The sequence below is a fragment of the Streptomyces sp. NPDC004031 genome, from assembly GCF_053604375.1.
The window spans coordinates 1-12,757 of the sequence record NZ_JBSGHL010000019.1 but is presented as its reverse complement, the minus strand read 5'-3'; the positions used below and the strand labels follow the sequence as shown (position 1 = coordinate 12,757).

The window sequence follows — 12,757 nt, the reverse complement described above, 5'->3', positions numbered from 1 at the left end:
CCTCGCCGACCAGGCTTCCCGGCACACCGGGGCTCATTTTATCGGAATCTTTACGCCCCCCGGCGCCCGAGCCTTTGCGCTACCGCGCCGGGCCCCCGTTTTTAGGGGCGCGGGGAACTGCGCGACCAGCCCACCACCGGCCGGTGGTCCGGCACGGACCGAACTGCCCCTTCGGGTCGGTGACGACCCGCGCCACGTGGGTGGCTGAGCGCGCAGTTCCCCGCGCCCCTAAAAAACGGATGCCGCCCTACGCGAGGGCGGGCTGCTCCGGCGCGGCCGGGGAGGGTGCGGGGCGGCGCGACCAGTGGGTCGCGATCACCGCGCACACCGCGAGCTGCATCTGATGGAAAAGCATCAGCGGCAGAATCGCCAGCCCGGCCCGCGGGCCGAAAAGCGCCGCGGCCATGGGCAAGCCCGTGGCCAGACTCTTCTTCGAGCCGCAGAAGACGATCGCGATGCGATCCTCCTCCGGGAAGCCGAGGCGCCGCGCGGCGAGCGACGTCGCTCCGAGGGCGACCGCGAGCATCACCGCCTCCAGGAGGAGGAGCGCGGCCAGGCGCGGCAGGGTCACCTGGTGCCAGATGCCCTCGGACACGCCTTTGCTGAAGGCCGTGTAGACGACCAGCAGGATGGACACGCGGTCGAGGCGTCCGAGGACGCGCTTGTGGCGGGTGACGAAGCCGCTCGTCCAGCGGCGCAGGAGCTGGCCCGCGAGGAAGGGTGCGACGAGCTGGAGGCCGAGCGCGGCGAGGCCGTCCGCGGAGAAGCGGACGGTGGAGCCGATGAGCCAGGCCGCGAGCAGCGGGGTGAGCAGCATGCCGAGCAGGCTGCTGTACGTGCCCGCGCAGATCGCCGCGGCGACGTTGCCGCGGGCGGTGGAGGTGAAGGCGATCGACGACTGCACGGTGGACGGCACCACGCACAGGAAGAGCAGTCCCGTCGCGAGCTGCGGGCTGAGCAGCGCGGGGGTGGCGGCCGCGCCGACCGCGAGGCCGAGCAGCGGGAAGAGCACGAACGTCGCCGCGACGACGACGGAGTGCAGCCGCCAGCCGCGCAGCCCCTCGACCGCCTCGCGGGCGGAGAGCCTGCTGCCGTAGAGGAAGAAGAGCAGCCCGATCGCGAGGTCCGCCGCATCCCCGGCGGCGACGTCCGCGCCGCCCTCGGCGGGCAGCACCGCGGCGAGGGCGACCGTACCGGCGAGGGCGGCCATGTACGGATCGGCCACCCGCCGCAGCACGCCGACCCGCCGCCCGCCGGAGGCACCGGAACCCCCCGACGTGCCGGAGCCGGAACCCGCCGCTCCCTGCGCGGAGGAGCCGCCACCCCCGAACGTGGCGGAGCCGCCGCCCCCGGGCGTGCCGGACCCCGCGACCCCCGCCCCCCGGCGGGAGGAGCCCCGGCCGCCGGGCGCGCGGGAGGCCGGGGCCCGCCCTGTCGGGCGGGAGTCCGGGCTGTGCGGACCCGCGTGCGGTGAGCCGGAGCCGGGGTCGGGGCTCGGCTTCGGCGGCCGGGGCGGTACGGGCACCTCAGTCGTCTCCTTCCGGTTCCTCCGGTGCGGACGCGGGCTGCGGGCCCGTGCCGTCGGAGGGTTCGTGGGTGACGTCGATGTCGCCGCCGTCCCCGTCGTGGTCGCTGCCGGCCGTGCCCTTGCTGTGCAGCATCGTGTTGAGGGTCCGGTCGACCTCCAGCCAGGAGTCGGCGTTGGAGTTGTCGATGACCAGGAGCCCGTTGTTGTCGCCGTGCGTCTGCTCGGGCTGCTCGGGCTCGTCGTCGTCACGGCAGCAAGGGGGCGCGGCGGGCGCGGGGTTCGTCCCGCCCGCCGCCGTACCGGCCGCCGTACCCGTCGTCGTACCGCCGCCCTCGGCGGCGAACGCCGGGGTCCATCCGGCGCCCGCCGCCAGCAGGCCCGCCGCCAGCAGGGAGGCGACGCCCGCCCGGCGTGCGGCCGTTCGGCCGGGACCGGCGTGCCTGCCGCTCATCGCGCGCGCCCCGCTCAGACGCCGACGGGCGCGCCGACCGGCGTGCGGTCGTGCGGGACGCCCGAAGTGCCGTGGTGGCGGCTGATGTTGCGCTCCAGCAGCTGGGTGGATCCGGCGACGCCGACCGCGCCCGCGCCGCGTACCTCGGGCAGCCGCCCGTCCGCCTCCTTCAGGCCGGTGAGCGCGTTCTCGATCGCGGTGTGCGCGGCGAACAGGCACGGTGTGCTGTAGATCGCGACGTCCACGCCGAGGTCGGTGAGTTCGCCCAGCGACAGCCGCGGGGACTTGCCGCCGCCGATCTGGTTGAAGAGCAGCGGCTTGTCGCCGATCACCTCGCGGATGCGGTGGATCCACTCGACGCTGCGCACCCCGTCGACGAGCACGACGTCCGCGTCCGTCTCGGCGAGCGCGGCGGCCCGGCGCAGGATGTCGGACTCCTCGGTGGCATCGGTACGGGCGACGACCAGCAGGTCGGTCCGGCTGGCGAGGACCAGCTCCAGCTTCTCCAGGTATTCCTCCAGCGGCAGCGTGAGCTTGCCGTCGGCGTGCCCGCAGCGGCGCGGCCGCTTCTGGTCCTCCAGGATGACGCCGGACGCGCCCGCCCGCTCCAGCCGCTGCACGACGTGGCAGGCGACCTCCGGGTCCACGTAGCCGTCGTCGATGTCCACGAGCAGGTGGTGCGTGGGGAACGCGAGCCGCAGCCGTTCGGCGAAGGCGACCATGTCCGGCCAGGCGATGAAGCCGATGTCGGGGAGGCCGTAGTAGGAGGCGGCGAAACCGAATCCGGAGACGAAGAAACCGTTGTAGTGCTGGGCTGCGATAGAGGCGGAATACATGTCGTAGACCCCGATGAGCGGGGTGGTCCCGGCGGAGGCGATCTCGTTCCGCAGGACGGTTCCGTACTGCACGCGTTCTCCCTGGCTGGCTGTGGTGGTGGCAGGCACCGGGCATGCGGGGACGTGCCGCGCGCACGCACGAGGGCATGCGCAGGGCATGGACGCACGGCATATGCACATGCCGAAAACTTTGCCCAGCTTTGCCGAACTTTGGGACCCGTGCCAAGCTCTGATGGTTTTTGCGGCTCTATCGGGCTATTTCTCGGTGTACCGGGTGGACCGATTCCGATGATCACAACGCCGTGAGGGCGTGCAGCAGCCCGTACGACGCGCCGACGATCGCGGTCAGCCGGTCGTGCCGGGTCGCGAAGCCAGCGACCGCGGTGCGGGTCGCCGGGTGGAAACCGAGGAAGCACTGCTGGCCGAAGGTCGCGCCCGCGTGGAAGAGCAGCGGGCCGCCGGGCGCCGGGTGCTGGTACCACGTCAGCGTGTGCACCTCGCCGCGGTGCCGGGGCGTGCGGCGGCGCAGTTGCGGCACCTGCACGTCGCGCAGCGCCCCCGCCCGCGGGTCGAGCAGGGCCTCGGCGTACGTGAGCAGGTCCGCGGGGGTGGCGAGCAGGCCGCCCGCGGGGGCGAAGGCCGCCATGTCGACGGCGGGCACGGGGGTGCGGCCGTTCCCCAGGTACCCGGTGGCCGGGGCCGCCGCGGTGGCCGCGTCCGGGCCGACCCCCGCACCGGTCAGGCCGAGCGGGCGCAGCACGCGGCGGGCCAGCAGCTCCGGGTAGGGGGCGCCGCCCGCGCGCTCCAGGACCGGGCCGAGCAGGGCGATGCCGAGGTTGGAGTAGTGCCAGCGGGTGCCGGGCGCGTGCCGCGGACGGGTGGCGGCGAGGGCGGCGAGCAGGCGCTCGCGGGTGTACCCGGCGTAGCCGTTGGTCTGCGGGTGCAGGACCGCCGGGGCCAGCAGGTCGCGCGGCACGCGGGGCAGGCCCGAGGTGTGGGTGGCCAGGTGGCGCAGGGTGATGCGGTCGGCGGCGGCGCGGTACGGGCCCGCGCCGCTGTCCGGGAGGTGGGCGGTGAGCGGGTCGTCGAGGGTGAGGGCGCCCGCGCGGGCGAGGTCGGCCAGCAGCAGTACCGTGAACGTCTTGGTGAGCGAGCCGAGCCCGTACGCGAGCTGCTCGCGCCCGCCGCCGCCCGTATCCGTACCGCCCGTACCCGTACCGCCCGTCGTGTACGTGCGGCGGCCCGCGCGGCTGACGGCGAGGACGACGTCGGGGGCGCGGACGCGTGCCAGGGCGGCCTGCGCCAGCGGGACTTCGGGGGCCGTGGCGGAGGCGGTGGTGGGCGGCGGGAGGGTCGCCGTCACGCCGCCACGTCCGCGGACAGCGCGCGCGAGGTGGCCATCGCGGACGCGAACGCCGCGACCAGCGTGGGGTGGTGGACCTCGTCGAAGACGGTGGCCGGGTCGCCCTCGGGCAGCGCGCCGCGCACCGGCATGGCGCCGTCGGGGCCCTGCACGGCGGCGTACCGCTCCCACAGCGAGGGGTCCAGCGCGGGGCGCGGCAGGCACGCGTCGACCACCAGCAACTCGCCGACCAGGTCCCAGTGTTCGAGTTCGGCCCAGTCCTCCAGCCAGGCGGGCAGGTAGCGCGCGAGGTAGTCGGCGACAGCGGGCGGGATGCCGTCCGGGTCCGCACCCCAGTCGGTGAGATGGAAGACGGTGTGCGTGATGTGGTAGGCGATGTGCAGCTGCACGGTCCACGGTTCGGGCGTGCGGCCGAGCCAGGTCGCCGCGAGGGCCTGCTCCCGGTCGCCGCTGGGCATCAGCCCGATCTTGCGCTCGGCGTTGAGCACCCCGAGCCGCCGGTTCGGCATCATCTCCAGCGCCTGCCAGCTCACCGTCGTGCGGGCGAGGTTGATGGCCGCCTCCAGGCCGGGGTGGCGGTGGCCCAGCTCGTGCAGGCTCGCGTAGATCTCCAGCGGGACCGGCGACATCGGCTCCTGGCGCTGGAGTTCGGCCAGCAGGTTGCCGCCGTCGAGCAGGTCGCGCCACGCGAAGTCCAGCAGCCGTGTGGAGGCCTCGTGCTGCCGCGAGCCCGCGACACCCTCGCGCGCGAGCACCCGCATGTTGACCGCCAGCTCGCCGACCGGCTTGAGCCGTTCGACGATCCCGCGGCCCGTGGCGCGGTCGTCGTCGGTGAGCCGGAAGTGCTCGCGGTTGGCGTCCAGCCAGGCCAGCGCCCGGTCGCCGACGGCGTGCAGCAGCGCGGGAGATGCGGCGCTCGCGGTCACGGTGTGGCCTCGCTTTCCATGGATGCTCGGGCGAGCGTGGCCGCGAAGACGGCCACGAGGGTGGAGTGGTAGCAGGCGAGGAAGGTCTCGTGCTCCGTCGCGCCCGGCGGCGGCGGGTCGCCGCTCTCCGGCACGGCGCCGTCGGGGGTGCGGGCGGCGGCGAAGCGGGCCCACATCCGCGGGTCCGGCGGGCACCCCGGCAGGCACGCGGCCACCGCCAGGAACTCGCCCGTCAGGTCCCACAGCCGCTCCTCGGACCAGACCTGCGTCCAGGCGGGCAGCCACAGCCGCAGGTAGGCCGCGAGGTCCGCGGGCAGCCGCTCGGGCGCCCGGCCCCAGTCGGTGGTGTGGAAGACGTCGTGCGTGATCCCGTACGCGCCCGTGCGGTCCAGCGCCCACGGCTCCGGGCGCAGCCCCAGGCCGGTACGGGCGAGGACGTCGGCGAAGTCGGCGTGCGGCGGCAGGCCGATACGGGACTCCGCGTTGAGCACGCCGAGGGTGCGGGTGTGGTCGTCGCGGGCGACCCGCCACCGGCGCAGCCCCGTCGTCGCGCCGATCAGCTCCTCGGCCCCCGGATGCCGCAGGCCCGCGCCCGCGAAGACCCCGTACAGCTCCACCGGATACGTCGCCGCGGGCTCGCCGTGCACCAGCTCGGCGAACAGCTCGCCGCCGCGCGCCTCCTTCCACGCGAAGGCGAACAGCTCGGCGGCCGCGTCCCGGACGGCGGACAGCGGATGCAGGGCGACGACGACCCGCATCAGCTCGGCCAGCTCCCCGAGCGGCTTGAGGGTGAGGTTGGGATCGGCGTCGGTCGTGACGTCGGCGGGCAGCCGGAAGCACGGGCGCATGGCGTCGAGCCGGCGCAGCGCCCCGGCGGCGACGTCGTCGAGGAGGTGGCCGAGCCCGTCGGCCCCCTCCGCCGGGCTCACCGGGGGCCGCCGCCGGGGAAGCGGCGGGCGGCCGTGGTGTGCAGGGCCACCCGGGGGTCGCCGCCGCTCATCCGGTGGACGTACACCAGGCCCGCGTCGAGCCCGAGCGAGCCGGGGACGTCCGGGGCGCGCACCAGCCAGCGCCCGATCCCGGAGGCCTGGAGCCAGTCGCGCCGCCGCACCGCCCGCACGAAGCCGCGCGCGAGGTCGTCCGTCCGCGCGGCCAGGCCCGACGCGAGCGCGGGGGCCAGGCCCGGCAGCGAGAGGGCGGCGAGCTGGGCGGCGCGGTGCGCGAGCTTGGGCCACGGGTCGGTGCGCACCCACACGTCGTCCCCGCCGCCCGCCGCGTCGGTCAGCACGTCCGCGGCCGCGGGCAGATAGGCGCGGGACGCCTCGGCGAGCCCGCGGTAGCTCCACCACGACACGTCGGAGGCGTCGGCCCCCGGCGGGTAGGCGGCCAGCGCCTCCCGTACGAGCCGTGCGTCGGGCGCGTCCCCGCCGCCCCGCGCGGGGTCCGGCCCCAGCGCGTAGGGCGCGAGCACATCCGCGCCCAGTACCCGGATCGCGGCGAGCGCCACCCGGTCGTCCTGTGCGAGAAGGGCCGACAGCGCGTAGGAGCCGCCCTCGCCGTCAAGGGCGAGGGCGACTCCGTTGGCGACATCGGCCACCGCAGCGCTCAGGGGAGAGTTCTCCTGCGCCTGCTCGGCCAATGGTCTCCCCTTGCCGTCAGCGGTCGTCCGTCTTCACGGGCCGGGGGGTCGGGGGCGACACGAGCAGCAGTCCTGCGAGGAGCAGGCCGCCGAAGCACTCGCGGCTGTCGCGGTAGATGCCTTCCGGTTCTGCGGAATCCAGCAGTCCTTCGACCTCAGCGGCGAGCGCCGCCGTCTCGACCGGGGCTGTCAGCTCCGTAGCCATGGGACCATCTCCTTCTTTCCGGTTGGATCTCCAGGCTGACATCGCTGGCATATGCCCGCAAATCGGACAGCGGGGCCCAGTGCTCCCACGGGATTCGCCCTGCTGTCCCGGCGGCCCGGAGCCCGGTCCGGTCAGATGTGGTCAGGTCCGGTCAGGTCCGGACGACGGAGAAGCACATGATCCCGGACGGCGTCGGGATCAGCGGGGTGCCCGCGTCGGGGTGGTCGGACAGCAGGCGGTCCACGCGGTCGGCCTCGGGCAGGCGCCACTGGACGCGGTAGGACTCGGCGGCCTGCCGCCAGGCCGCGCGGGCGGCGGCGGCGCGGCCCAGATGCGCCTGGGCGTAACCGAGTTGTTCGAGGACGTCGGCCTCGAAGTAGACATTGCGGCGGGTGCGGTGGATGCGCACCGCGTGCTCGTAGTGCGCCAGAGCGGAGGCCGGGTCGCCGGTGCGCTGGGCGATGAAGCCGAGGTTGACGGAGGCCTCGGCCTCCGCGTCGGTCTGCTCGTGCGCGCGCGCCAGGACGTACGCGGCCTGCGCGTGGGCGTGCGCCTCGCGGTAGGCGCCGACGTGGGTGGCGGCGCGGGCCGCCGCGTTCAGGGACAGCCCGATCCAGACCGGGTCGCCGAGCGTACGGAAGAGGGCGAGCGCCTGCGTGGCGTCGGCCAGCGACTGGCGGCCCTCGCCCGCGTAGTGGTCGGCGGCGGCCAGGTGGAAATGCGCCTCGGCCAGGCAGAAGACGTCTCCGGCCGCCTCCGCCAGCGCCCTGGCCCGCCGCAGGTGCGGCAGCCCCTCCGTGTGCCGGCCCGCCCGCACGCTGGCGCCGCCGTAGCCGCAGCGCACCATGTACGCCGCCTCGGGCTGCCCGGCCAGGTGCGGCAGCGCCGCCAGCGCGTCCCGCCACGACACCAGGTCGTCCCGCATCCTGCCGCGCCGGATGCGGTACGTCATCAGGGCCCACGCCGTCTTCCAGACCACCTCGTGACGGCCGCGCGCGACAGCGTCCTCACGCAGCACCGCGAGGTTGACGTACTCGGTGTCGAGCCAGGCCAGCGCCTCCGTGAGCCCCGTGAAACGCATCGGCCCGGCCCCCTCGACCGGCTCGGGCAGCGCGATGGCCGCCCGCTGCGGGTAGAGCCGGCGCTCGGCCCGGAAGAGGGAGTGCAGGTAGAAGTCGTCGAGCCGGGCACACGCCGCCTCCACCTGCGCGCGCGGCTGCGCCCGGCCCCGCTCGGCCGCGTACAGCCGCACCAGGGCGTGCGTGCGGTAGCGGCCCGGGACCGGCTGCGCCACCAGATGCGCGTCGTCCAGCTCACGCAGCAGCGCCGCGGTCCGCTGCGGCGGCTGACCCGTCAGACCGGCCGCCGCCTCCGTGCTGACCTCCGCGTACGGCACCGACCCCAGCAGCGCGAACAGCGCCGCCGCCGGTTCGGACAGCGCCCGGTACGACGACTCCAGCGCCGCCCGCAGGCCCACGAGCGAGCCCTCGACCTCCAGCGCGTCCAACCGGGCGCTCTCGTCGCGCAGTTCGGCGGCCAGGTCGGCGAGCGGGAAGCCGTCCCGGGCGCCCCAGCGCGCCGCCGCGATCGTCAGCGCGAGCGGCAGGCCGCCGCAGCGGTCGAGGATCTCCTCGGCCGCCGCGGGCTCCGCGGCCACCCGCTCCAGCCCCAGGCGCCGGCTGAGCAGCTCGCGCGCGTCGTCGGCGGGCAGCGCGTCGAGCCGGATGCGGCGCGCGTCGTGCGTGGTGGCCAGCCCGTCCAGCCGCCGCCGGCTCGTGACCAGCACGGGGGCCGAGCCGCTGCCCGGCAGCAGCGGCACCACCTGCCGGGTGTCGGCCGCGTCGTCCAGCACCACCAGCATCCGCCGCCCGGCGACCATGCTGCGGTAGAGCGCCGCCTGCGCGTCGAGCGCGGGCGGGATCGCCTCCTGCGGCATCCCCAGCGCCTGGAGGAAGCCCTGCAGGGCGGTGGCCGGATCGACGGGCGGGCCGCCGGAGTCGAATCCGCGCAGGTTGACGTAGAGCTGGCCGTCGGGGAAGGCGGCCGCGTGCCGCCGGGCCCACTCCAGGACGAGGCTCGTCTTGCCCATCCCGCCGCCGCCGCAGACGGTGGTGACGACGGCGGCCTGGCCGTGCGGGGCCGCGCCTTCGGTGTCGCGCGTCAGCAACTGGGCGGAGATCCGCCGCAGTTCCTCGTCACGGCCGGTGAAGTGCCGGGTGCCCGCCGGGAGCTGGCGGGGCGTGGGCACGTCGGGCGGCGGGCTCTTGACCCGCGGCACCGGCACCGGGGACGGCACCGGGCGGGCGGCCCCGCGGCGCGTACCCGACACCACGTTGCGCCACTGCTCGCGCCACGCGGCCTGATCCCCGCCGCACGCCTCGACGTAGGCGAGGGCGACGTCCAGGGTCGGCAGGGCGCTGCCGCCGGCGGCGCGGGCGAGGGTGGACGCGGAGTAGTGTGCCGCGCGGGCCATCGTCCGGTAGGACGGCGCTCCGGCGGACTGCCGCAAGGCACGTAACTGCGCGGCGAATTCGGCCACCGGCCCGGCCCCGGGATCGACGGCTCGTTCGGGGCGTCCCACCAGCCTCCCCCAGACCACTAGCCCGTCTTTGTCTCGTCTCCCGCGACAATTCTGCCTGACAACTCAGGGGACGGACACGCTGGGACGAGAACCCGCCACCCAGGTGTCGCCGACACGACCGGTCCGCGACGCGCGAAACCGCAGGGTGCCGACGGGGCTACGTACCGTAGGGAGTTGCGATGCCGGGGAACCCGCCGGGAAGCAGGACCCAGGACCAGAAGGTGTCGGACATCAGCAAGGCGCGCGAGGACCGGGAGGCGCGCGAGGACCGGCCGGAGGCGGAGGCGGCGCGGGCCCCGCAGTCCTTACCGTCCCCCGAAGCGCACCGGGCGGCGAGGAGCCGGCCCGTGCCCGGCGGTCAGAAGATGCCGCCGCCCCGGCTCGTGCGGATCGTCGAACGGCTCCGGGAGAGCGTCTTCCGGCTGCACCAGAAGATGATGCCGCCCCCCGTCACCATGCTGGAGATGATCACCGCGGGGATGGTGAGCCAGGCCCTCCAGGTCGCCGCCACCCTCGGCATCGCCGACGCGCTCGCCGACGGCCCGCACACCCCGAAGGAGATCGCCCGGACGGTCGGCGCCGACCCGGACGGCGTCCACCGGCTGCTGCGGGCGCTGGCGAGCTACGGCGTCTTCCGCGCCGACCGCTCCGGCCGCTACGCGCTGACCTCGCTCGCGAGCACGCTGCGCTCGGACGCGCAGATGTCGCTGCGCTCGATCGCGATGTTCACCAACGCGCCCGAGCAGCGCGAGCACTGGTCCTATCTGCTGGACGCCGTACGCACCGGCGAACCCGTCATGGAGAAGGTCCGCGGTGTCGACGTCTGGACGTTCTTCGAGAAGAACGAGGAACTGGCCGACGTCTTCAACGACGCCATGAGCGACTTCTCGCACTTCACCCTCGCGCCCGTCACCGCCGCCTACGACTTCACCCCCTTCACCTCCGTCGTGGACGTCGGCGGCGGCCAGGGCGCGATGCTCACCGCGATCCTGGCGCGGGCCCCGCACACCACCGGCACCGTCTTCGACCTGTCCTCGGCGGTCGCGGGCGCGGAGGACACCCTGCGCGAGGCGGGCCTCACCGGCCGCGGCTGCGTCGAGGCCGGCTCCTTCCTGGAGCACGTGCCGGAGGGCGGCGACTGCTACCTGCTCAAGAACGTCCTCCACAACTGGCCCGACGAGGAGGTGGCGCTGATCCTGCGCAACGTGCGCCGCGCCATCGCCCCCGGCGGCCGCCTGCTGATCATCGAACTCATCATCCCCGAGGGCAACGGCGCCCACCCCGGCAAGCTCTCCGACCTCGACATGCTCCTCCTGGTCGGCGGCCGCGAACGCACCGAGGCCGAATTCCGCACCCTCCTGACCACCGCCGGCTTCCAGCTGGCCCGCACGGTCCCGACGGCGTCCCCGCTGTCGATCCTGGAGGCGACACCGGCCTGACCCCCGCCGGGCCGCACGGCCGCGCACGCGGCCTCCGAGGCCGCCCCGACCGACACCCACGGGGGGTGTCGGCCGTCGGCGGACAGTACGACGGGCCGCCCGCCCGGGGGAGTGGGGGGGCGGCGCCGCGATCCTCGCCTACGGCCAGGACGGTGTGCGCGGGCTGCGCGCGGACCCCGCCGTGAGCGTCACGCCACGGCCCGCGCGCCCGGCGCCCGGCCGCCCGCCGGGCGCAGGATCGTCAGGGCGAGGGCCACCGCCGCGAGGGCCAGGGCCGCGCCGAGGATGAGGGCGAGGGCGTAGCCGGAGGTGAGGGCGGCGGGGGTGGGGGTGGCGCCGGTGCGGTGCTGGGCCGCCGTGCCGAGGGCGGCCAGGCCGAGGGACGCGCCGATCTGGCGGGAGCTGTTGAGCAGGCCCGAGGCCGTGCCCGCCTCCCCCGGGGCGACACCGGTGGTGGCCGTCGAGACGACGGGGCCCAGGCACAGGCCGAAGCCGGTGCCCGCGACGAGGGAGGGGCCGAGCACGTCCCGTACGAAGGTGCCGCCCGCGTCGATCTGCCCGAACCAGGCCAGGCCCGCGGCCGTCACGAGGCCGCCGGTCACCAGCAGGGTGCGCGGGGCCGCGCGGTAGCCGAGCTTCACCGCGAGGACGGAGCCGAGCACGAGCGCGAAGGTGAAGGGCAGGAACATCGCGCCGGTGAGCGCCGGGCCCTCCCCCACGACCCCCTGGAGGTACAGGGACAGGAAATAGAAAGCCGGGGTCATGGCCGCCCCGACCAGCAGGTTGAAGGCGTTCGCCGCGGTGACGTTGCGGTTGCCGAACAGGCCCGGCCGGACCAGGGGTTCGCGGGTCGTCCGCCGCTCGACCACCACGAAGGACACCAGCAGCACCACGGCCGCCGCGAGCGTGCCGAGCGTCGCGCCGGACGCCCAGCCGCGCCCGTCGGTGCGGACGATGCCGAAGACCAGCAGCGTCATCCCGCCCGTGGCCAAGGCCGCGCCGAGGACGTCCGGGCGCCCGCCGCGCGCCCCCCGCGGACCGGACGCGACACCGCGCCAGGCGAGGACCAGCGCGGTGGCCGCCATGGGGACGTTCACGAACATCACCCAGCGCCAGCTCGCGTACTGCGTGAGCAGCCCGCCGATGACGACGCCGAGCGCGCCGCCCGCCGCGTTCATCGCGCTCCACACCCCGAACGCCCGCACCCGCGCCCGCCCTTGCGGATACGCCGCGGTGAGCAGCGCGAGCGCGGCGGGCGCGAGCACCGCCGCCCCGACGCCCTGCACCGCGCGGGCGGCGACGAGTTGCCCCGGCTGCTGCGCCAGCCCCCCGGCGAGCGACGCCAGTCCGAACAGTGCGAGCCCGAGGGTGAGGACGCGCTTGCGCCCGTACCGGTCGGCCGCCTTCCCGCCGAGCAGCAGCAGACCCCCGAAGGTCAGCGCGTAGGCATGGATGACCCACGTCAGCCCGCTGGCCCCGAAGCCGAGCCCGCGGGCGATCCGGGGAAGTCCGAGATTCACGACGGAGACGTCGAGCGACACCATGAACTGCACGACGGCGACCACCACGAGCGTCGCCCCGGCCCGCGGCCGCGCCCCGTCGCCGGTCTGATCCCGGCCGGACGGCCCGACCCGGCCGTGGGGCGCCGTGCGGGACGGGGGCGCCGAGGCGGGCGCGTCCCGCGCCGCCGGGCCCGGCGGCGCGGGGGGGCGGTCGGGAGGGGACCCCGGAGATCACCAATAAACCCAAGACCAAAGAGGTGTTGCGTGTTGTTGTTGTTGAAGTGTGG

General features: G+C 75.3%; 11 protein-coding genes. 1 reads left to right on the top strand and 10 read right to left on the bottom strand.

The window, feature by feature from the left end:
• Positions 1 to 247: 247 nt before the first annotated feature.
• The 9 genes from ACWERV_RS14690 to ACWERV_RS14650 all read right to left on the bottom strand — a co-directional run bounded on the left by ACWERV_RS14690 (position 248) and on the right by ACWERV_RS14650 (position 9,529).
• Positions 248 to 1,210: a bile acid:sodium symporter family protein gene (locus tag ACWERV_RS14690; protein WP_452932975.1), complete on the bottom strand. Its 963-nt coding sequence runs from the start codon at positions 1,208 to 1,210 to the stop codon at positions 248 to 250.
• A gap of 316 nt (positions 1,211 to 1,526) precedes the next feature.
• Positions 1,527 to 1,979, bottom strand: a complete 453-nt coding sequence (locus ACWERV_RS14685; protein WP_452932820.1) for a hypothetical protein — start codon at positions 1,977 to 1,979, stop codon at positions 1,527 to 1,529.
• A 14-nt stretch (positions 1,980 to 1,993) separates the two neighbouring features.
• Positions 1,994 to 2,887, bottom strand: coding sequence for an isocitrate lyase/PEP mutase family protein (locus ACWERV_RS14680; protein ID WP_452932819.1), 894 nt, complete (start codon positions 2,885 to 2,887; stop codon positions 1,994 to 1,996).
• 220 nt (positions 2,888 to 3,107) lie between these two features.
• Positions 3,108 to 4,178 (bottom strand): serine hydrolase domain-containing protein, encoded by a 1,071-nt coding sequence (locus ACWERV_RS14675; RefSeq protein ID WP_452932817.1) that lies wholly within the window; start codon positions 4,176 to 4,178, stop codon positions 3,108 to 3,110.
• Complete coding sequence (locus tag ACWERV_RS14670; protein ID WP_398174352.1) at positions 4,175 to 5,104, bottom strand: DUF6895 family protein; 930 nt, start codon at positions 5,102 to 5,104, stop codon at positions 4,175 to 4,177. The genes ACWERV_RS14675 and ACWERV_RS14670 overlap by 4 nt, the downstream gene beginning before the upstream one ends.
• Complete coding sequence (locus ACWERV_RS14665) at positions 5,101 to 6,033, bottom strand: DUF6895 family protein (RefSeq protein ID WP_452932814.1); 933 nt, start codon at positions 6,031 to 6,033, stop codon at positions 5,101 to 5,103. Before ACWERV_RS14665 ends, ACWERV_RS14670 begins: the two co-directional genes overlap by 4 nt.
• Positions 6,030 to 6,743, bottom strand: a complete 714-nt coding sequence (locus ACWERV_RS14660) for a hypothetical protein (protein WP_452932812.1) — start codon at positions 6,741 to 6,743, stop codon at positions 6,030 to 6,032. Before ACWERV_RS14660 ends, ACWERV_RS14665 begins: the two co-directional genes overlap by 4 nt.
• Before the next feature lie 16 nt (positions 6,744 to 6,759).
• The gene (locus tag ACWERV_RS14655; protein ID WP_398174362.1) at positions 6,760 to 6,948 is read right to left on the bottom strand and encodes a hypothetical protein; all 189 of its coding nucleotides are present in this window, start codon (positions 6,946 to 6,948) and stop codon (positions 6,760 to 6,762) included.
• Between the two features lie 151 nt (positions 6,949 to 7,099).
• Positions 7,100 to 9,529, bottom strand: coding sequence for an ATP-binding protein (locus tag ACWERV_RS14650; protein WP_452932810.1), 2,430 nt, complete (start codon positions 9,527 to 9,529; stop codon positions 7,100 to 7,102).
• A 179-nt stretch (positions 9,530 to 9,708) separates the two neighbouring features.
• On the opposite strand from ACWERV_RS14650, the gene ACWERV_RS14645 reads away from it, so the two are divergent.
• Entirely contained in the window at positions 9,709 to 10,968 is a 1,260-nt protein-coding gene (locus tag ACWERV_RS14645) for a methyltransferase (protein WP_452932808.1), read from the top strand.
• A 188-nt stretch (positions 10,969 to 11,156) separates the two neighbouring features.
• On the opposite strand, the gene ACWERV_RS14640 is transcribed toward ACWERV_RS14645, so the two are convergent.
• Positions 11,157 to 12,536: an MFS transporter gene (locus tag ACWERV_RS14640; protein WP_452932806.1), complete on the bottom strand. Its 1,380-nt coding sequence runs from the start codon at positions 12,534 to 12,536 to the stop codon at positions 11,157 to 11,159.
• Between the last annotated feature and the right edge of the window lie 221 nt (positions 12,537 to 12,757).